Raw genomic sequence first — 20,334 nt, forward strand, 5'->3', positions numbered from 1 at the left:
TTTGGGTTGATATTCCTTAAGGGCCGGGAATAATTGCCTATACTGCCACAGGAGCAATGGTCTGCCCATGGGTTCTTTTTTTAAGCCGCTGAAAAATCGCCTGATGGCGGCTTGCGTCCTGTCGATGATCCTGATTGCGGTGTTGTTTTTGCGGTTTGTCGATCTGCGGCCCGAGGTCTCTCCCGATTTCTTTTTTGGCTCTAACGATCCTGAACTGGCGCAGTCCACGGCCATTCATGAGCTGTTTCCATCCGATGAATTCCTGATTATCAGCGTTGCGGGCCGGGAGATCTTCTCCCCCCGTTACTATGACCGATTGTCGAGTTTTTCGGGCGATATTGAAAAGATTGTCGGGATCAGCCGTGTGATCAGCGTTGCCACCGGCCCGGAAGATGTAAGGGCGGCGAGGGACAGCCCGTTCTGGCAACCATTGCTGATCAGCGAGGATAACCGTGCGACATTGGTAATTGCCTTTGTTGATACAAATTCTCCCCAAAGCATGATTGAAGAGGTTGAGGCGGCAGCCGCGCTTTTTGACGACGGAGAGGCGTTTCATGTTCGTCTTTCCGGTATGCCCTATATTGTCGAGCAAATCCGCCGCAGTCTGACGCATGATCTGCAAATCTTCAGTGCCGCATCGCTTGTTATCTTTGCAGCTATCCTGCTGATAGTTTTCCGCTCTCCGGTGATCGCCCTCGGCGCCTGCGCAAGCGGTATTACCGCGATCTTTCTGACCTTGCTGATATTGGAGGGATTGGATCAGTCCATCGGGATCCTGACCGCCAATCTTGCCATCATTGTCTTTGTGCTGGTTCAGTCTCAGGCGATTTATCTGACAGCGAACTGGCGGCAAGTGCGTGATCTGGGGGAGGTTGCTGCGGTAAGGCAGGCCGTTTCGCAGACATTCCGTGCGTCCTTCTGGTGCATGGTGACGACGCTGCTCGGCTTTGCCGCGCTCCTCAATGTTGCGGCGGAGCCATTGCGACAGCTGGGGGCCGGAGGGATTGTTGGGGCCATCGCCGCGCTTATCTGCTGTTATCTGCTTTATCCCGTCTTTTTGCTCTTCGCGGTGCGGCGAGTGGATAAAAAGGTCACGACGAAGAACAGTGATACAAATGCGCGCTTGGGGTTCGTTCGGTACGGGAGTGCTCTCTGTCTTATCCTGATTGCTGCTGCCTCGCTGCCGGGTCTTGCCCGGCTCAATACCGACCCGAGCCTTCTCACTTATTTTGAAAAAGATGGCGATCTTTATGAAGGGCTGGCGTTTGTTGATCAAAACGGTGGCAGTAGCCCTCTCAAACTGGTTGTCCGCTTGAAGGATGGCGGGAGGCTCGATACTGAAATCGGTTATGAGGCCATGTGGAACCTGCATAACGAATTGCTCGCGGAGGAAAATGTTGGCACAATCATTTCCCTGCCGGCGCTTCTGGCGGAAGCAAATTCACACCCGCTTGCCTTCCTGTTGCCATGGCGGGAAATTGTGAGCCTTTTGTCGCTTGGCATTAACGATAATGTTGCCGATAATTTCCTGAATGAAGACCGGGATCAGACGCTCTTTCTGCTCCGTATGAAAGAAACGGGACGAGAAGAACCGCGTAATGCTGTCATGCAGCGCCTTCAGGAAGTGGTCAATGCCGTCGGGTTTGAGGTCACGCTTACCGGCGGGGTTTATATGCTGCAGGGGCGTCTCTCCGATCTTGTGGCACGCAGCCTTCTCACCGGAACATCAATGTTGCTTTTACTGTTCGGGCTGATTGCCTGGCTGGTGAGCCGGAATTGGCGGATGGCGCTGGCAATGACCCTGACGGCGGCACTTATTCCCGTGACGGTGCTGGGTGGGGCGGGCTGGTTCGATGTGCCGGTGGATATCATCTCCGCCCCGGCCGTCAGCGTGTGCTTTGGTATTGCGGTGGATGCCTTGATCCATCTGGCGCTGGCGCTCCGGCGGGGCGGGTATCCTAAAAAGGGCTTAGGCGCGATCGCTCGGGCCATGCGGGAGCAATCCGTTGGGATTATTACGTCGAGCGGTATAATCGCCATCGGGTTCCTGATCTTCTCCATTTCTGCCTTTCCGCCAACTGCCCGCTTCGGCGGTGAGATTGTGATTGGAGCGCTTTTTGCGGGCGCAGCGACGCTCACCCTTTTTCCTGTGCTGACAAGAGTTTTCATTCCGGCGTCGAGGACAGCATGAGTATTGATTTTGCAAAAGTGGGCCTGCCGGTCGTCGATATCCTGACAGACCTTGCGTCGGTGCTTGCGAATGCGCCGTCGGCTATTCTGGAGGCGGCGCCGGGCGCGGGTAAAACAACGCTGGTGCCCCTCTATCTGTTGCAGGAAGGGCTGCTCGGGAGCCAAAAAATCATCATGCTTGAACCGCGCCGCCTTGCCGCCCGCGCCGCCGCCCGCCGAATGGCCGACCTGCTGGGCGAGGAGGTGGGGCAAACGGTAGGCTACCGCGTGCGCCTCGATAGCAAGATCAGCCGTCAGACACGGATTGAAGTTGTGACGGAAGGAATCCTGACCCGCCGATTACAATCCGATCCCGAGCTGGAGGGCGTCGGGCTGATCATATTTGATGAGTTTCATGAGCGTAGCCTACAGACCGATCTCGGCCTTGCGCTTGCGCGTCAGGTGCAGGAAATCCTGCGGGATGACCTGAAGATACTGCTGATGTCCGCAACGATAGAAGGTGATCGTCTCTCTGAAGCCTTGGGCGGCGCACCGATGGTCCGGAGTGAGGGACGTCAGTTTCCGGTCGAGACACGATTTTTGGATCGACCCGCGAACAAACGGATCGAACACACTGTGGCAGCCATGATTGAGCAGGCAATGCAGCAGGATGAGGGGGATATTCTTGCCTTTCTTCCCGGTGCGGGGGAGATCAAGCGGACAGAGAAGCTGTTGTTTGGATCGGCCAAACTAAAAGAGACGTTAATTCTGCCCCTCTTTGGCAACTTACCTGCATGGGAGCAGGACCGCGCCATTCTGCCGGATCCGAATGGGAAGCGGAAAATTGTCTTGTCGACGGATATCTCTGAGACCAGCCTCACCATTGAGGGTGTGAAAATTGTCATCGACGCTGGTCTGGCGCGCAATCCTGTCTTCGATCCGAATAGCGGTATGACAACGCTGGTAACCCGGCGGGTCAGCCGCGCGTCCGCCGATCAGCGCCGGGGCAGGGCCGGCCGGTTGGGGCCCGGTATTTGCTATCGGCTTTGGACAGTGGCAGAGGATCGCGGGCTTATCGACTATGCGCCACCCGAAATTATGACTGCGGATTTGAGTTCCCTCGTTCTGGAGCTTGCCAATTGGGGTGTTCAGGACGCGACGGCGCTGTCCTGGATGGATGCGCCGCCGCCGGGCCCCTGGGCGCAAGGGCGAGACTTGTTGCAAGTCCTTGCCGCCCTTGACGAGGATGGAAAAATCACCAAACTGGGGAAGGAAATTGTGAAACTCCCTCTCCATCCCCGCCTTGCAGCTATGCTGTTGCGTGCGGGAGAGGTCGGCGCGCAGGCACTGGCGGCGGATATCGCCGCGCTGCTCTCGGAAAGGGATATCTTGCGGCGCGACCCGGAGTTTTCTAATTCCGATATTCGAGTGCGCTTTGAAATTCTCGAGGAGGTAAGGAAAGGTCCCGCGAAAAGAGGAACCTTTGGGTCAGTCCAACAAGTCTTACGTGTCAGCAGGGACCTGTCCCGCAGGCTCTCAATCAAGGATGCCGGAACGAACATCAGCTTCGCAGGGCAATTGCTTGCCTTCGCCTATCCCGATCGGATTGGTGAATTGCGGGAGGGGAGTGAGGTGCAATATCGTCTTTCCGGTGGACGAGGGGCCAGGCTCACGGAGAATGACAGGCTCAAGGGAGAGCCCTATCTTGTCGTCGCTGATCTGGACGGGAAAGGGCGGGATGCGCGGATTGATCTCGCCGCGCCCATTACTTCCGTGGATATTGAGGCGAATTTTGCTGATCAGATAACCTCCTGCCGACGTGTTTACTGGGATGAAAAGAAAGAGCGGGTCATCGCGGTAGAAGAGCGAAAGCTGAGGGCGCTGGTGCTGGAAAGCCGCCGTATCAATAACCCGGCGCCGGGGGAAATTGCTGTGGCTCTAATGGAGGCCATTCGGGGCAGGGAATTGAGAGCGCTTCCGTGGGATACAGAAAGTCTGTCATTTATCGATCGCGTCAATTTCGCGCGGCATCATGATCCGGATGGTGACTGGCCGGATCTGTCCATTGCGGAACTGGAGAAAACGCTGGAAGACTGGCTCTTGCCCTATCTTGCTGGCCTGATGTCTCTCGCGGATATTCAACGGTTGAACCTCGCGGATATTCTTAAAAACTCCCTGAGCTGGGATCAGGGGGCGTATCTCGACAGTTTTGCCCCGGTGACGATCAGGGTGCCGAGCGGTTCCCATATCCGACTTGATTATTCCAATCCGGAAACGCCGGTTCTCGCCGTCCGCCTGCAGGAGGTATTCGGCCTGAGTGATGTGCCAAAGCTGGCAGAGGGGCGCGTTGCCGTCTCCGTTCACTTGCTTTCTCCGGCGCGGCGGCCGGTTCAGATCACGCAGGACCTGGCGAGTTTCTGGCATAATACCTATGCAGAGGTGAAGAAGGATCTGAAGGGCCGTTATCCGAAGCATTACTGGCCGGACGATCCGATGCGGGCCGAAGCAACCCATCGTGTGAAGCCTCGCAAATCATGAGCGGTGATATGGATCAGAGGGCGGCGAGGCAGGCGACAAGAATAAAGATTTCTGACACTTGTTGAATGGCACCGAGAACGTCGCCTGTCTGTCCTCCAATCTGACGCTTTGCAATCAGCCCCATCAAGCAGGCCCCAACTATTCCGGACATGAGGGCAATAGCGCCAAGCTGCGGCCCCAAAATAAGGATGACGATGAGAATGCAGATAGCTGTGGAGACAAGTGGTGCCATCACATCAGGGCGTCCTGCGCCGTGCCCGAGCCCGTCTTTTCGCGCGGCGGGCATAAGATAGAGCGCCCAGGTCATCAGACCCCGGCTGAGGGCGGCGGCCACTACCAAGAAGGCAAAGCCGAAGAGCGGGTCAGACATACTGCCAAGTACGGCTATTTTCAGGCTAATAACAACGATTAGACCCGCAACCGCATAAGTGCCGACGCGGCTGTCCCGCATGATCGCGAGCTTTTTCTCCTTGTCGGCGCCCCCACCGAAACCGTCCGCGACATCGCTGATCGCATCCTCGTGCAGGGCGCCAGTGATGATGATTTGTGCGGCCACGGCCAGAATGGCGGAAACATGAAGCGGTAGTCCCATAAAGGCCGAAAGGACATAAACCGTGCCCGAAACGCCGCCGACAATCAGACCGATCAGTGCGAAGGCGCGGCAGGCGGTCTTAAGGGCAGACATATCAAAAGTAAATCCCGGCTGGATCGGCAGGCGCGTGAGAAAGACTAGCGCCACCGTAAAATCCTGTACCCAGCCGCCTTTATAGGCCTTGCGATTATTGGATTGAGAGTCGGTCATGTCAGCCTACTTCAGTTTCTGCGAAAGCCCGGCGGTTATAAAATATACCTCATCGGCGATTTCCGCTATCTGTTGATGAAGCCGTCCTGCATGATCCCGGAAGGCGCGGGCAAGGGTATTGTCGGGAACGATGCCTTGTCCGACTTCATTCGAGACGAGAATCACCGGGCCGGGAAGAGTTCCCAAAGTTGCAGTGAGTTTCTTGAATTCCTCTTCAATGGGCTGATCGCCCGTCATCAGATTACTGAGCCAGAGGGTGAGGCAATCCACAAGAATGACCCGGTCTTCTGCTGAATGATCCTCCAATGTGCCCTGAAGCTTGACCGGTTCTTCCACCGTATCCCAACCGCTTCCCCGATCCTCCTGATGTTGTGCAATGCGGCGCTCCATCTCTTGATCGAAGGCCTCTGCCGTCGCGAGATAAAGGCGCGACAGACCGCTTTCAATTGCCAGGTTTTCGGCAAAGCGGCTTTTGCCGGATCGGGCGCCACCAAGGACTAGAGTGATTTTACCGCGCATCTTACCTCCGATCGATCAGATGAATGAAGGAACCGGCAACTGACCCAACTACCGCCCCGGCGGCCCCGAGGCCTTTGCCCGTTGCATCCGAAATATCAAATAGGGAAGGCGTGACTCCTGCTTTGGTAAGCGCGGCGTAATGGAACTCATGGGCAGTAAAATTATCATTTGAATTCCCAAGAAAGCATTTTGAGTTAAGCCGCGCATTACGATAGCCGAGATGAAGCTTCGGCACTGCAAAGGAAGTTTCAATGGGCAATAACCCCAGCATCCTGTGGCTATCGCCATTTCTGTCCATGAGCGCCTCACCAAGGACCATAAAGCCACCGCATTCCCCATACACCGGTTTATTCTCCGACGCAGTGGCACGCACACCCGCCATAAAATTCTCCGATGCGGCGAGCGTCTCGCCGTAAAGCTCGGGATATCCACCTGGCAAGAAAACAGCATCCGACAATTGTTCCGGTGCCTCATCTGCAAGGGGGGAGAAAAAAGAGATTTCCGCCCCCGATTGTCGCCACCCCGCCAGAATATGGGGATAGGTAAAGGCAAAAGCATCATCCTCCGCAATTGCAATCCGTTGCGCCAGCGGTGGGATGAAAGAGGTTAAGCTGTCTTTCATTGAAGCATTAGGTTTTGCGATTTGACTCAATGCTACAAGATCGCAGCTGGCCTCAACAATATCTGCGGCCGTTTCCAGAAATATCTCAAGGTCCGGTTTTTCGCGCGCCTGAACAAGGCCCAGATGGCGATGATCGAGGGCAAGGCTCGCCGATTTTGGAATAAAGCCGAGCGCCGGGATGCCTGCCTCTGCCGCTGCGGATTTTAGAAGATCGACATGGCCCGGGCCGCCTACCTTGTTGAAAATCACGCCGGAGAGAGAGACGCCCATTTTGTAGCGATCAAAACCTTGGAGGAGGGCAGCAGCGCTTGCCCCTTGACCCTTGGCATCCACCACAAGAATAACCGGAATATCCCAATCAGCGGCGACATCGGCTGTGGAGCCGGTACCATCGCGTGCACCATCGAAGAGGCCCATCACGCCTTCCCCGATTACCAGCTCCTTGTCCCGCATGATGTGATCGAGAATGGCAACCTGGCTTTCCTGTCGCATCGCCCAGGGATCGAGGTTGAGGCAGGGGGCACCGCTTGCATATGTGTGAAATACCGGATCGATATAATCAGGGCCGACCTTGAACGACCTGATAGTCACGCCCCGTCTCTGGAATGCCCGTAACAATGCCAATGTAACAGTTGTCTTGCCTGAGCCAGAGGCGGGCGCGGCAATCAGCAAGGCGGGGGCGTTCACGGGCGCCATATCAGGTTCCGTCAATTCCGGCGGTGTACCGGCTGTACCAGTCAAGTTGCGGTCGAAGGCTTACAACCTCGCCGACGACAATCAGGGCCGGAGGCTTGAGGCCGCTTTTCTCCACATCTGTTGCGGCGGTCTCCAGAGTGGAGACGATAACTTCCTGATCCTCCGTCGTAGCCTTGAAGATGACAGCGACGGGTTCCTCCTTCGGGCGGCCAAAGTCGATTAATCGCTCGGTGATCGTGGCGATATGCTTTAGCCCCATATAGATGACGATTACGGGGGAGCCCTTCGCGATATGTTCCCAATTTACATTCGGCACTTCGCCGCTTGCATCATGGCCGGTGAGGAATGTTACAGCGGAATTGGTTTCCCGGTGGGTGAGGGGAATGCCCGCATAGGCAAGGCCGCCGACGCCAGATGAAATGCCCGGAATCACGCGGAACGGGATATTATGGGCTGCCAGCATCAGAGCCTCTTCTCCGCCGCGCCCGAAGATATAGGGGTCTCCTCCTTTCAGGCGCAGCACCTTTTTCCCTTCTCTTGCGAGGGTTATTAGTCGCTCGGTAATATCTTTCTGCTTCGGCGAGGGCTTGCCGCCGCGTTTGCCTGCATATTCGAGAATAGTATCCGGTCCGGTCAGGCTCAGGATATCCTGCCCGACAAGGGCATCATAGACCAGCACGTCCGCCTGACGCAGCGCTTCATATCCATAGAGGGTCAGTAGCCCTGCATCGCCGGGACCGGCACCAACCAGCCAGACCGAACCCGGCTCGAACGCGGGCAATTTGCTCAAAATTTCTTCCATATCTTTCTTTTACACATCTATTCTTAAGACGCCTAGCCATCAGTGTGACCGGGGCCTATAAATGTATCCATGATAGAGAAAACCGCAAAGGAACTGCGATACGGCTGGACAACCGGCGCCTGCGCAACGGCCGCAACGAAGGCGGCGTTGACGGCATTATTTGGCGGTGAATTTCCGGATCCGGTGACAATCACGCTGCCACGTGGGCAGAAACCGGCCTTTGCCCTCGCAACGGAAGAAAGGGGCGCAGATTTTGTCTGTGTCAGCATTATCAAAGACGCAGGCGATGATCCGGATGTCACGCATCTGGCGCGGGTCATTTCGACAGTCCGGCGGGGCGAGGTGGGTGCGGGGATTCGCTTTCTCGCGGGCGATGGCGTGGGGACTGTCACAAAGAACGGGTTGCCCATATCCGTTGGCGAAGCGGCCATAAACCCCGTGCCACGGCAGATGATGCAAGAGGTGGTGGCAGAGGTAGCCGGAAAATATAACGAACCTCAGGATATCGATATCGAGATCAGCGTTGAGAATGGTGAGGAGCTGGCACGCAGCACGATGAACGGCCGCCTTGGCGTTATCGGCGGGCTCTCAATTCTGGGAACAACCGGCATTGTGGTGCCTTATTCCTGCGCTTCCTGGATCGCGTCCATCCACCGCGGCATTGACGTTGCGCGCGCGAATAACCTTACGCATCTTGCCGCGAGTACGGGCTCAACCTCCGAAAAGGCGGTGGCGGAAATCTATCATCTTCCCGAAACCGCCCTTCTGGATATGGGTGACTTTGCGGGCGGCGTTCTGAAATACCTGAGAAAACATCCTGTGCCGCGCCTGACAATTGCTGGCGGCTTCGCCAAGATCACCAAGCTTGCGTTGGGACATATGGATCTTCATTCCGGGCGTAGCCGCGTTGATTTCAGCTGGTTGGCCGATCAATTGGCGGCCCTCGGGGCGGATGCGGATTTGGTCGCCGCGACAAAGGAGGCGAATACCGCGATGCAGGTCCTTCAATATGCCGAGAGAGCGAACCTCCCGCTTGCGGATCATGTGGCGCAAAAAGCGCAGGACGTTGCGATGAAGATTGCCGGTGATAAGGTCACCATCAATGTGTTGATTTTCGATCGATCTGGCAATCTGGCGGGACGGAGCGATGACTGAGGTGAGGAAAGTTCTTCTTCTCGGGGGGACGGACGAGGCGGTAAGGCTGAACGGTGCCCTTGCAAAGCATCCCGGTGTTGAACTGGTCACATCCCTCGCCGGACGTACAAGAAACCCGGCGCGGCTCGCCGGAGAGACAGTTGTTGGCGGTTTCGGCGGGAAGCAGGGCCTCAAGGATTTTATATTAGCGCGGCGGATCGACATTGTGATCGATGCAAGCCATCCCTTCGCGGACAGAATAACGCAGAACGCTGCGGCCGCCTGCTCCGAGGTCGGTATTAGCTATATACGGCTTCAACGCCCGGAGTGGGATTGTCAACCGGAGGATCACTGGATCTCGGTTGTCAGTGTGGAGCAGGCCGCCAAAAAATTGGCTGATTATAATCGTATTTTTCTTACCGTCGGGCGGCAGGAGCTTGCGCCGTTCGAAAGGACTGCAGATAAGTTTTTTCTGGTGCGTAGTATCGAGAAAGCCGACTTTAACCCGGCGCAAGGCGAGGTGTCTTTTGTCCAGGGGCGAGGGCCCTTTTCGATAGAAGATGAGCTCGGCCTGCTTCGTAAAGAGCGGATCGATCTTCTCGTCAGCAAGAACAGCGGCGGACCAGCGACTTACGCGAAAATCGAGGCGGCAAGACGCCTCGGCATTCCCGTTGTCATGGTCGAGCGACCGGCGCTGCCCGACTGCATCCGCTTTTCGGATGTCGCGGCATTACTCGCATATTTGGGCTTATAGAGCGCTATTTCACGCTTTTCGTTTCGGCCGGAGAACATGCACATGATCCGCGTGATAGAGGGCGCTGTCGCGATATCCCTTTGCCTCCAGCACACGGCCGACAATGATCAAGGCGGTGCGGGTGATTTTTGACGTGCGGACTTTCTCCTGAATATCGGCAAGCGTGCCCCGAATGATCTGCTCATCCGGCCAGCTTGCCCGAAAGACCACGGCAACCGGGCAATCTTCCCCATAATGGGGAATGAGTTCCGCCGTTACATTGCGAAGGTTTCGAACGGAGAGATGAATGGCGAGTGTTGCGCCGGATGCCCCAAGCGTCGCCAAATCCTCCCGGTTTGGCATGGCCGTCGCCTTCATGGAGGTGCGGGTCAGGATCACGGTCTGGCTTACTTCCGGCAAGGTAAACTCGGTCTTAAGCGCGGCGGCCGCGGCGGCGAAGGCGGGCACACCAGGTGTGATGGTGTAGTCGATGCCAAGGTCATCAAGGCGGCGCATCTGCTCCCCGATGGCGCCGTATAGGCTGGGGTCTCCCGAATGCACGCGCGCAACATCAAGGCCTTTGTCATTGGCCTTGGTCATTTCATTGATAATCTCACCGAGGGTGAGAGACGCAGTATCAACGATAAGCGCGTCCTCCGGCGCATGGGTGAGGATTTCCTCCGGCACCAGCGATCCTGCATAAAGGCAAACCGGGCAACTCGCGATCAGGTCGCGGCCGCGCAAGGTGATGAGGTCTGCGGCTCCCGGTCCAGCGCCAATAAAATGAACTGTCATGTCTCTGTTCCTGTTTTTACCTGTTTGTGCGCTGATTTTCCGCTATATCCACGCGGGGTGTAGACCCAGTTTTTTGTGTCTGAATTTGTGGTGGTAATGCGGCTTTCGCTTGAACCCACCATGACGAGTGTCAGCATATCAATCCTCTCCGGATCGAGATCACTCAAGGTCACGAATGATACATTTTCTGTCTCCCGGCCCAGATTGCGCGCGATGATGACCGGCGTATCCATCGGGCGATGTTCAAGCAGAATTTTTTTCGCGGCATGAAGCTGCGTCCGCCTTTTCATGGAGACGGGGTTATAAAATGAAATGACGAAATCGCCTTCTGCGGCGGCTGTAATTCGCTTTTCAATCACTTCCCAAGGGGTGAGCAGATCAGAGAGCGAGATCGTGCAAAAATCATGTCCCAGAGGTGCCCCCGCCCGTGCCGCCGCCGCCTGCAATGCGGAAATACCGGGCGTGACCTCGATATCGAGGCGGTTCCAGTTCGGTTTTCCCTCCCGATCAATCAGCTCGAATACGAGGGTTGCCATGGCATAGATGCCGATATCGCCGGAAGAAATGAGCGCGACATTTTTACCTTCAGCAGCAAGATCAAGCGCTGCGCGGACCCGCTTTTCCTCTTCGCCGAGACCAAAGTCGTGGCGTGTCTTGCCATCAATACTATGGCCCAAAAGGTCGAGATAGAGGCCATAAGCGACAAGATCGGTCGCGTCCTCAATCAGGCGACTTGCTTCCGGGGTGCGCCAGGGTTCCTGTCCCGGGCCAATCCCGATTACGGAGAGTTTCCCCTGCATCCGCCCCGTCTTGCCGGTATCTATCGGAGCGGAGGATTCAGCAACGGCACAGGTCGCTCTTTGTGACTTTTCCTTCGGGATGATCAGATTTCCTTCCGGTCCGGCTGCGGCGAGCGCCGCTCCCTCACTGACGCCATAGCAGCCGACTTCCTTGAAGACAATGTCGGATGGTGTCGCAAGGCGAGGGGTCTCCGCCGCCAACTCTGCTGCTGTGAAAAATCGTGCCTGCAGGCCGAAATGGGCAGCCACGGCATGAACGGCCGGTTCGTCTGATTTCAAGTCAATCGAACAGACGGCGCCCACGGCAAGCGGACTTATCCCCGAAGTAGAGAGTATCTCTTTTACCAAATCAATCAGATGGGCGGGCGGGGTGTTTCTCTCGCAACCCACACCAAGCGCCAGTGTTTTCGGGTGATAGAGCAGTCTTTCGCCACTTCCATGTCCGGCTTTCTGGGTGATCTCAATCGCAAGCGTCCCGTTTTCTGCGAAGGGTAAATTGGATGCACTCAGCCAGTCATGTGCGCCCTGCAATCGTATTTTCTCGCCGCTTAAGAGCCGCGCCATAAACTCCTTAACATGTTGCGGGTTGGCAAGAGCCAGATCACTCAGTGGCGCATCCAAAGCGATGTCGAAATGAATATCGCTGGCCGTTGTAATCGCAGCATGCGCATCCAGCTTTTCCGCTATTTCCCGGGCCAATCCGTTGGCGCCGTGATGCCCCCCTAGAAGCGGCACGATATTGCTCCCGTCATCGGCAATGGCAACGACCGGCGGCTCGATCAACTTGTTTCGCAGGATAGGGGCGAGGCAGCGGATCAGAATGGCGGCAGCGCAAATGCCAATAATCGGCGTGCCTGCACGAAATAGCTCCTGCAGATGGGCTGCGGTTTGTGTAAAAGTGAGATCGGCTTCCTCTGTCCGCCCGGCAAGTCCATGAATAAGTGCTTCGGGATAGGCGCTTTGGATGCGGTCCGCTGTCTCACGGCCACTTTCATTCAGGAGAATTATGGCAATCGGGGGTGTCATTTCCATGCCTGCCCCCGCTTGTGAATAAGGATCATCGAGAAATAGGGGGCGGCGTCCTCCGGCACGTCAGAGAGGGGGAGGATTTTCTCTGTCTCCATCGTCGCGCGCTCGATATAGCGGGCATTATCCGCGAGCCCGAGTTCGGTTATCACCTCGCGAACGCGGGAAAAATGCCGCCCGACTTTCATGATCGCGGCGCTGTCGGTATCACGGAGGCGGTCTCGCAATATCTCGGAAGGAAGCGGTGCCGGCAGCACGGTCAGGATATCATTTCGTGCCGAAAGCGGCGACTGCAGGGCTGTGGCGCAGGCGGTCAGGGAAGAGACGCCCGGGATTACCTCAACGGGGAATTTTTCGGCAACGCGGCCGAATAGATACATGAAAGAACCATAGAAAAACGGATCGCCTTCACAAAGGACAACAACATTCTCCCCTTTGTCGAGATATTCGCTGAGTTCGTCCGCCGCTGTGTCGTAGGCCGCCTGCGCTGGTGCCCGCTCGACCGTCATAGGAATGCGTACGGCGATTTCTGTTTTTGGCTCGTTCAGATGTGGTGCGATGATCGCCCGGGCGAGGCTGTCGCCATCTTCCAACGCCGGATAGGCAAGCACCTTTGTTGCCTGTAACAGCTTGAGCGCTTTCAGCGTGATAAGGTCCGGATCACCGGGGCCAATCCCGAGACCGTAGAGAGTTCCTGTCATTCTTTTACCAATCGTATTTGCGTAACCTGGCGAAAGGGCTTCCAACTTGTGAAGTCACCAATCTTTTCCGCGCGTGAAATATTAAGCCGTGTTAGCGTGCCGCCATGCTGGTCGTGGATATCAAAAAGGCGTTGTTCGCCTTCGATGGTGACCGCGTTTGATACCAGTCGTCCACCTTGTTTAAGGGATGTCCAGCAGGCCTCAAAAACATTGTCCCGGCTCAGACCACCGCCAATAAAGATCGCATCCGGCGTACTGAGATCTGCGAGAGCTTCGGGCGCACTTCCCTTGATGAGCTTTAGCTGGGGTACGCCGAGTTTCCGGCAGTTTGCCTCGATCAGGGATTGGCGATCATCGCGTGGTTCTATTGCGATGGCACGGTTTGCCGGATGGCACCGCATCCACTCAACGGCGATGGAGCCGGACCCTGCGCCCACATCCCAGAGAAGTTCCCCCGGAAAAGGGCCTAAGGCGGAAAGCGTCGCGGCGCGAATTTCCTGCTTTGTGATCTGTCCGTCATGGTTGAACGCGTGATCGGGAAGACCGGACGTTCTTGAATAGAGTTGCGCAGCGACATCGGACGGGCATTGAAGGGCGATCGTGTTCAGATCGCGAAAGGTTCTTGTGGCGAAGTCTTGGGCGGTTCCATGATGGATTTTTTCCGCGGTTCCGCCCATATGTTCCAGTACGGACATCTCCGTTTTTTCCATGCCCAATGATTTGAGAAGCTCCGCGACATCGGACGGCGTTTTGCCGGTATCAGAGAGGGCGAGAATATTACTTCCCGGCGCAAGGTGCGGGATGAGTAACTCAAGTGGCCTTCCGTGCAGAGTGATCTGTTCTGTCCGTGATAAGTCCCAACCGAGGCGAGCGGCCGCGAGGCTGAAAGCTGAGAGGGCGGGGAAAACCGCCAGCTCCTCTGCGGGCAGTCTTTTCGCGAAGGTCACGCCGATGCCGTAATGCATGGGGTCGCCCGTTGCGAGAATGCAGATTTTTTCACCGCGCCGCGCCATGATTTCTTCAACCAGCACCATCAGCGGGCTTGACCATGATTTCCGCTCCCGTCCGTCATCGGGCAGCATTGCAAGATGCCGCTCCCCGCCAACCAGCAGGGTTGCGCTTTCAATCGCCTGCCGGGCTGTGGGGGGGGTATTCTCCAACCCCTCTTCACCAATTCCGATAATGCTGAGCCAGGCTGTCATGCGCGTTCCTGTGCGAGGCTGGCAAAAGCGTTCAGAGCAGCAGCGGCCATGGCGCTTCCGCCCTTTCGCCCGCGTAGAGTTATGTACGGCACGCCGAGACGGCTCTCAACCATGGTCTGCTTTGACTCAGCGGCGCCCACAAAGCCCACAGGAAAGGCAAGAATAGCAGCGGGCTTCGGTGCGCCCTGTTCGATTCGCTCAAGGAGGTGGAAAAGCGCCGTCGGGGCATTGCCAAAGACAGCGACAGCGTTTTCGAGCCGATCAAGCCAGAGATCAACCGCCGCGGCGGACCGGGTTGTCTTTCTCTTCGCGGCCATGTCCGGTGTATCCGGATTGTTCAACGTGCAGATGATTTCATTTCCGGCGGGCAGAAACCGGCGAATAATACCATGGGTCACCATTTCACAGTCACAAAATACCGGTGCGCCCGCGCGAAGTGCTGAAACGGCTGCCGTGGTGATTTCTGGGTGATAGGCAAGGTCCGGCAATATTTCTGGCATGCCGCAGGCGTGAATGATGCGTGTGGCCACCGCTTGCATATCTGCATCAAAGCCTGAGAAATCAGCTTCACGTTTTATCGTCGCGAAGGATTCCTCATAGATTGCCGCCGGATCGCGCAAGTAGTCATACATGGCTCAACTGCCGCTCTTCTTCATGCTAACCGGGCCCAGCGGGTGATCGGCATGGGGATAGGGATGATGGGCATGGTCATGCGAATGGTCGTCATGCCCATGATGATGGCTATGATCATGCCCGTGATCATGTGTATGGCCGCCTGTGCCAATCCCCTCCACATGATGGTGATGACTTTCCTGTTTGAGGCCGACTTCATCCTCGAACCCGAGGGCCTGTTCGCGATATTTGCACATGCCGCAGTTCATATTGTTCTGCCCGTTCAGAATTTCTTCGACCCGATCGGCGAAACAGTCAAGCACCAGCGGATGATCATTGAGATAGGGCGCCTTGATGAATTCGATGTCCGGATGAGCCGCAGCGACTTTATCCGTATAGTCATAGATGCGATTGACGAGGACGCCGGTAAAGAGGAAATAAGGAAACACGACGATCCGCTTGTAGCCAAGCCGAGCGGCATGTTCCAATCCCGGTTCTACCAGCGGGAAAGTGACGCCCGAATAAACCGTCTCGCCCCAGCCGAAGCCCAGCCCCTCCCAAAGAAGCCGCATGACTTTCGTGACATTGGAGTTGGCATCCGGGTCCGATGCGCCGCGCCCGACGACGACAAGTATGGTTTCATGCATGGCCACATCATCTTTGGCAGTAGCGAGCGCTTCCTTAATACGTTCCCCAGCCGCTCGGATCATTTTGAGATCAATGCCAAGCTCCCGCCCGTAGGAAATGATCAAGCCGTCATGCTCGGCGGCATACCGGTTAAGGACGGAGGGGATATCATTCTTCGCATGCCCGGCGGCAAACAGCATGCCTGGAACCGCGAGAATGTTGTCATGACCATTCTCCCGGAGCTTATCCAGACCATCGCGAATGATGGGCGTTGCAAATTCAAGGAAGCCGGATTCCACCTGATATTGGGGCAGGCGGGCGGCAATCCCTTCCGCGACGGACGCGAATTCACTCACCGCTCCCGCGTCGCGGCTACCATGGCCACAGACCATTACGCCAATTTTTTCCGTCATATCAAGCTCCAGTCTCTGCGCGGCTCAAATGCCGTGCCGGGGTTAGTTGTAGGGGGCAGCCTTGGCCGGGGTCAACAATTTCAGGATTGACGCGCCCGAATGCCCATATCATGTTGCGCCGATGTCCAGCATATTGTTCACATCCAGTTCTGCTTTTTTCACACCGCCGCTGATTATTCTGCTGGCGCTGATTATCGATGTGCTGGCGGGCGACCCAAAATGGCTGTATCGGGTTATCCCGCATCCAGTCGTTCTGCTGGGTAAGTTGATCGCAGTGCTGGAAACCCGCACCAATAAAAGCGGAGATAGTAGCTGGCTGCAATTTAGATGGGGCGTGCAATGCAGTGTGATTGTCATTACTGTTGCGGCTCTCGTGGGATATACAATCGCTACAGTCTGTCAGATTTCCCCGGCGGGTATGATCCTGCTGGCGGTATTGGCGAGCAGTCTGATCGCCTGGCGTGGGCTCTACACGCATGTTCGTGATGTGATGGTTAGCCTGGATAACAGCCTTGAAGAGGGGCGGGTGGCCATCGCACATATCGTCGGACGTGACCCGGAAGGTCTTGATGAGAGCGCCATTTCGCGAGCGGCTATCGAATCGCTTGCCGAGAATTTCTCCGACGGAACAGTGGCGCCTGTTTTCTGGTTTGCCTTTCTGGGGCTTCCCGGACTCTGCGCCTATAAGGCGATCAACACTCTCGACAGCATGATCGGGCATCATAACGAGAGATATGAATTTTTTGGCAGGGCCGCCGCGCGGATCGATGACGCGGTCAATTATATTCCGGCGCGGCTGACCGCCTTCCTGATTGTTGCAGCCGCCTTTTTTATAAAGGGAGCGAATGCGAAGGATGCCCTTCGCGCCATATTCGAGGATGCGCGTTATCATCGTAGCGTCAATGCTGGCTGGCCGGAGGCGGCGATGGCAGGCGCTCTCGGTATCGCGCTTGCCGGGCCGCGCATGTATGGCGGGGTCGAAGTTCCGGATCAGTGGATGAACGTGAACGGCGTACGCGAAGCCGGACCGGAAGATATCCTGCGCGCGCTCTTTCTCTACCGGGTGGCGGGCGGTTTGATCATGGCGCTGCTTCTTGGTCTCGCCTTCGTTATATACAGCTTCAGCTGACGCCATTGGCAACCTCCAGCAGGCCGTCGAGGTCAAGATGTCTTTCCATATGATCTGCGATCTTGTCTAAAGTATTTTCTACAAGATATTCAAAATCATCAATTTTTTCATTTTGAAATTTAAACCGGTTAATAAAATTATACCGAAATTGGTCGCTCATGAACAAGCCGTGTAAATACCCACCCATAATTCGGTTATTTGCCGAAATCGCGCCATCGGGACCGGAGGCAAGCGTGACAAATGGTCGATCGAGGGCAGGGCCTATGCTCCGGCCCACATGCATATGATATCCCCGAATTGTGCTGCCGGTCAGATGATCCTTGCCATCTTCCTCCACCAGTTTTTTTGAAGCCGTGAGGGTGGTTTCAAAATCGAGAAGACCAAGCCCGTCGATGGTTCGCGCAGGTCCCTCAATGCCGCCCGGATCGGAGAGAGTCCGGCCCAGCATCTGGTATCCTGCACAAAGTCCAACGACTGTGCCGCCTTGCCGGACATGGGCCTGAATATCGATATCCCAGCCCTGCAGTCGAATGAAATCCATATCGGCCAACGTGGCCTTCGAGCCCGGCAGCAAAATAACATCCATGCCGGAAGAGATTGCATTGCCGGAGGGCACCATATGAACCGTGACACCGGGCTCTGCCAGCAGCGGATCGAGATCATCGAAATTGGCAATGCGAGAAAAAACAGGGACCGCGATATTGACCGTGTTCTCACGCGGGGCCTGCGATGTGATCGCGAAGGCATCTTCCGGCGGCAAATAATGCGCCTCGGGGAAGAAGGGAAGCACCCCGAAGCTTTTAAGGCCAGTCTTCTCACTCGTGATTTTAAGGCCGTCATCAAAAAGCGAAAGATCGCCGCGAAACTTGTTGATGATATACCCCTTCGTCCGTTGTTGCTCCGACGGGGAGAGTAACATATGGGTACCGACAATCTGCGCGATCACACCGCCTCGATCGATATCCCCGATCAGAACAACCGGCACATCGGCGGTTTCGGCAAATCCCATATTGGCGATGTCATTGGCGCGAAGATTGACCTCCGCCGGACTGCCCGCGCCCTCGACAAGCACAAGATCGGCATTCTCGCCGATCCGGTGGAAACTTTCCAACACCTTGGAGAGAAGCTCCGGTTTCATCTTTTGATAATCGCGCGCGACAGCAGTGCCATGCATTTTCCCCTGAACAATCACTTGCGCGCCTATGTCGCTTTGCGGCTTCAGAAGTACCGGGTTCATGTCGTTAAGAAGGTGAGTTCTTGCCGCCCGGGCCTGAAGCGCCTGCGCACGCCCAATTTCGCCCCCCTCAATCGTGACGGCGGCATTGTTTGACATATTCTGCGGTTTAAACGGCATGACTTTGATCCCTCGATTGCTGTAGGCACGGGCGAGGCCAGCGACAAGCAGCGACTTGCCGACATCCGATCCCGTTCCTTGCAACATAAGGGCGGCTGTCATCAGAATTCGATCCCGACCTGCGCCTTGACGCCCGAACGGAAGGGGTGTTTGATTTGGGTCATCTCGGTCACCAGATCGGCTATCTCAATCAGTTCGTCTTTCGCATTCCGTCCCGTCACGACAACATGCAGCTTTTCTGGTTTGTTTTTCAGAAACTCGATTACGTCGTCGAGTGGGAGGCTGTCATAGCGGAGCACGATATTCAGCTCATCAAGGATTACCATGTCATAGGCGGGGTTATCGCCCCGGCTCGCCTCGATCATTTCTTTCGACTTCTCCCAGGCTTTCTCAGCGGCACGAATATCACGCTCCCGATCCTGCGTTTCCCAGGTGAAGCCTTCGCCCATGGTGTGAATTTCGATCTGGTCCGGGAACGCCTCCAGGACCTTTCGCTCTCCCGTTTCCCATTTTCCCTTCACATATTGCACAACACCGACTTTCATGTCGTTGCCGATTGCGCGGGCGGCGAGGCCAAAAGCCGCCGTTGATTTTCCCTTGCCCTTGCCGGTATGGACAATCAACAAGCCTTTTTCGATTGTTTTTGTCGCCAGCATCTTATCGCGGGAGGCTTTCTTCTTGGCCGCCTTTTCGTTGGCGCGGGCGATTTCTTCCGGAGTTAGTTTCGTGTTCATCGGGTTCCCTCCTGTTTCAGCTTTGCAAGGTCATCGTGAATGGTGTTGCGCCGGGGACGCCATAGGTCGCGGTCAAGCGCTTCCTGAAACCTGTCGGCCATTTCGCTAAGGGCATCGGGGTTATTCTCTTTCAGGAAATCGCGAACCCGTCCGTCCATCAGGTAGGCTTCAAAAACGGCATCGAAATGGTGATCCTTCACCGCCTGTGCCGTTGCGGCAAAGGCGAACAGGTAATCGACGGTCGCGGCCATTTCGAACGCACCCTTGTAGCCATGGCGCATCACGCCCTCGATCCATTTGGGATTGGCGGCTCGGGCGCGGACAACGCGGCCGACTTCCTCTTCCAGTGTTCTGATCTTCGGGCTTTCCGGGCGGGAATGATCATTATGATAGACGGCGGGTTGCGTCCCCTTGATATGCCGGACGGCGGCCGTCACGCCCCCCTCGAATTGATAATAGTCATCACTGTCGAGGAGGTCATGCTCCCGATTGTCCTGATTATGGACAACCGCCTCTACATGGCCGAGGCGCTGCTCGAACAGGGACTGCTCTGCTTTTCCGTCTTCCCCTGCGCCATAGGCATAACCACCCCAGGCAATATAGGCGCGCGCGAGATCGGAAGACTCTGTCCAGCCTTTTTCATCAATCAAGGCTTGTAAACCTGCGCCATAGGCTCCCGGTTTGCTGCCGAATAGCCGATAACCGGCGCGGTTCTCCGCCTCTTTTTCCGGGACGCCAGATTTGATGAGTGTGTCTTTATCGATCCTGACCCGCGCAGCAAGCGGATTGGTTTTCTCATCTTCGTCAAGTGCGGCGACAGCTCTAACCGTGCTATCAAAAAGCGCCATCTGCTGTGGAAATGCATCGCGGAAGAAGCCGGAAATACGGAGTGTCACATCGACACGCGGTCGGTCAAGAAGGCTGGC

General features: G+C 56.1%; 18 protein-coding genes. 5 read left to right on the forward strand and 13 right to left on the reverse strand.

Annotated features, from left to right (window positions below; genetic code table 11):
- Nucleotides 1-67: 67 nt before the first annotated feature.
- Together P1U71_RS02510 and hrpB are read left to right on the forward strand one after the other, a co-directional pair.
- Nucleotides 68-2,191 carry an MMPL family transporter gene (locus P1U71_RS02510; protein ID WP_301103971.1) on the forward strand — a complete coding sequence of 708 codons (2,124 nt, stop codon included), beginning with the start codon at nucleotides 68-70 and terminating at the stop codon, nucleotides 2,189-2,191.
- Nucleotides 2,188-4,707, forward strand: coding sequence for an ATP-dependent helicase HrpB (gene hrpB / locus P1U71_RS02515; protein ID WP_301103972.1), 2,520 nt, complete (start codon nucleotides 2,188-2,190; stop codon nucleotides 4,705-4,707). The genes P1U71_RS02510 and hrpB overlap by 4 nt, the downstream gene beginning before the upstream one ends.
- A 13-nt stretch (nucleotides 4,708-4,720) precedes the next feature.
- Here hrpB and cobS read toward each other — a convergent pair whose 3' ends face one another.
- From cobS to cobA, 4 genes are read right to left on the reverse strand one after another with little or no spacing between them, the layout of a single operon-like run.
- Nucleotides 4,721-5,509 (reverse strand): adenosylcobinamide-GDP ribazoletransferase, encoded by a 789-nt coding sequence (gene cobS / locus P1U71_RS02520; RefSeq protein ID WP_301103973.1) that lies wholly within the window; start codon nucleotides 5,507-5,509, stop codon nucleotides 4,721-4,723.
- 6 nt (nucleotides 5,510-5,515) lie between these two features.
- Entirely contained in the window at nucleotides 5,516-6,028 is a 513-nt protein-coding gene (gene cobU / locus P1U71_RS02525; RefSeq protein ID WP_301103974.1) for a bifunctional adenosylcobinamide kinase/adenosylcobinamide-phosphate guanylyltransferase, read from the reverse strand.
- Nucleotide 6,029: 1 nt separating this feature from the next.
- Nucleotides 6,030-7,346: a cobyrinate a,c-diamide synthase gene (locus P1U71_RS02530; RefSeq protein WP_301103975.1), complete on the reverse strand. Its 1,317-nt coding sequence runs from the start codon at nucleotides 7,344-7,346 to the stop codon at nucleotides 6,030-6,032.
- 1 nt (nucleotide 7,347) lies between these two features.
- A complete protein-coding gene (gene cobA, locus P1U71_RS02535; RefSeq protein WP_367281104.1) occupies nucleotides 7,348-8,148 on the reverse strand; it encodes a uroporphyrinogen-III C-methyltransferase in 801 nt (266 codons plus the stop codon).
- A gap of 69 nt (nucleotides 8,149-8,217) precedes the next feature.
- Between cobA and P1U71_RS02540 the strand changes: the two genes are divergently transcribed.
- On the forward strand, nucleotides 8,218-9,303 hold the full coding sequence (locus P1U71_RS02540; RefSeq protein ID WP_301103977.1) for a cobalt-precorrin-5B (C(1))-methyltransferase: 1,086 nt from the start codon (nucleotides 8,218-8,220) through the stop codon (nucleotides 9,301-9,303).
- A complete protein-coding gene (locus tag P1U71_RS02545; protein WP_301103978.1) occupies nucleotides 9,296-10,036 on the forward strand; it encodes a cobalt-precorrin-6A reductase in 741 nt (246 codons plus the stop codon). The genes P1U71_RS02540 and P1U71_RS02545 overlap by 8 nt, the downstream gene beginning before the upstream one ends.
- Before the next feature lie 9 nt (nucleotides 10,037-10,045).
- Here P1U71_RS02545 and cobM read toward each other — a convergent pair whose 3' ends face one another.
- The 6 genes from cobM to P1U71_RS02575 are packed head-to-tail and all read right to left on the reverse strand — an operon-like array spanning nucleotide 10,046 to nucleotide 16,191.
- A complete protein-coding gene (gene cobM / locus P1U71_RS02550; RefSeq protein ID WP_301103979.1) occupies nucleotides 10,046-10,810 on the reverse strand; it encodes a precorrin-4 C(11)-methyltransferase in 765 nt (254 codons plus the stop codon).
- The gene (gene cobJ / locus P1U71_RS02555) at nucleotides 10,807-12,642 is read right to left on the reverse strand and encodes a precorrin-3B C(17)-methyltransferase (protein WP_301103980.1); all 1,836 of its coding nucleotides are present in this window, start codon (nucleotides 12,640-12,642) and stop codon (nucleotides 10,807-10,809) included. Before cobJ ends, cobM begins: the two co-directional genes overlap by 4 nt.
- Nucleotides 12,633-13,337: a precorrin-2 C(20)-methyltransferase gene (gene cobI / locus P1U71_RS02560; RefSeq protein WP_301103981.1), complete on the reverse strand. Its 705-nt coding sequence runs from the start codon at nucleotides 13,335-13,337 to the stop codon at nucleotides 12,633-12,635. The genes cobJ and cobI overlap by 10 nt, the downstream gene beginning before the upstream one ends.
- The gene (gene cbiE / locus P1U71_RS02565; RefSeq protein WP_301103982.1) at nucleotides 13,334-14,539 is read right to left on the reverse strand and encodes a precorrin-6y C5,15-methyltransferase (decarboxylating) subunit CbiE; all 1,206 of its coding nucleotides are present in this window, start codon (nucleotides 14,537-14,539) and stop codon (nucleotides 13,334-13,336) included. Before cbiE ends, cobI begins: the two co-directional genes overlap by 4 nt.
- Nucleotides 14,536-15,171, reverse strand: coding sequence for a precorrin-8X methylmutase (locus P1U71_RS02570; RefSeq protein ID WP_301103983.1), 636 nt, complete (start codon nucleotides 15,169-15,171; stop codon nucleotides 14,536-14,538). The genes cbiE and P1U71_RS02570 overlap by 4 nt, the downstream gene beginning before the upstream one ends.
- Nucleotides 15,172-15,174: 3 nt before the next feature.
- Nucleotides 15,175-16,191, reverse strand: a complete 1,017-nt coding sequence (locus P1U71_RS02575; protein WP_301103984.1) for a sirohydrochlorin chelatase — start codon at nucleotides 16,189-16,191, stop codon at nucleotides 15,175-15,177.
- Nucleotides 16,192-16,252: 61 nt separating this feature from the next.
- Between P1U71_RS02575 and cbiB the strand changes: the two genes are divergently transcribed.
- Nucleotides 16,253-17,320: an adenosylcobinamide-phosphate synthase CbiB gene (gene cbiB / locus P1U71_RS02580; RefSeq protein ID WP_301103985.1), complete on the forward strand. Its 1,068-nt coding sequence runs from the start codon at nucleotides 16,253-16,255 to the stop codon at nucleotides 17,318-17,320.
- Here cbiB and P1U71_RS02585 read toward each other — a convergent pair.
- The 3 genes from P1U71_RS02585 to P1U71_RS02595 form a co-directional block, all read right to left on the reverse strand.
- Nucleotides 17,313-18,776 (reverse strand): cobyric acid synthase, encoded by a 1,464-nt coding sequence (locus P1U71_RS02585; protein WP_301103986.1) that lies wholly within the window; start codon nucleotides 18,774-18,776, stop codon nucleotides 17,313-17,315. The two genes, cbiB and P1U71_RS02585, sit on opposite strands and share 8 nt — an antisense overlap.
- Nucleotides 18,776-19,408 carry a cob(I)yrinic acid a,c-diamide adenosyltransferase gene (cobO, locus tag P1U71_RS02590; RefSeq protein ID WP_301103987.1) on the reverse strand — a complete coding sequence of 211 codons (633 nt, stop codon included), beginning with the start codon at nucleotides 19,406-19,408 and terminating at the stop codon, nucleotides 18,776-18,778. The genes P1U71_RS02585 and cobO overlap by 1 nt, the downstream gene beginning before the upstream one ends.
- Nucleotides 19,405-20,334 (reverse strand): cobaltochelatase subunit CobN (locus P1U71_RS02595; protein ID WP_301103988.1); only part of this gene is annotated, 930 nt, incomplete at its 5' end. The genes cobO and P1U71_RS02595, both read right to left, overlap by 4 nt.

This window comes from Sneathiella sp., assembly GCF_029233945.1.
In the GTDB taxonomy this organism is placed as follows: Bacteria; Pseudomonadota; Alphaproteobacteria; order Sneathiellales; family Sneathiellaceae; genus Sneathiella.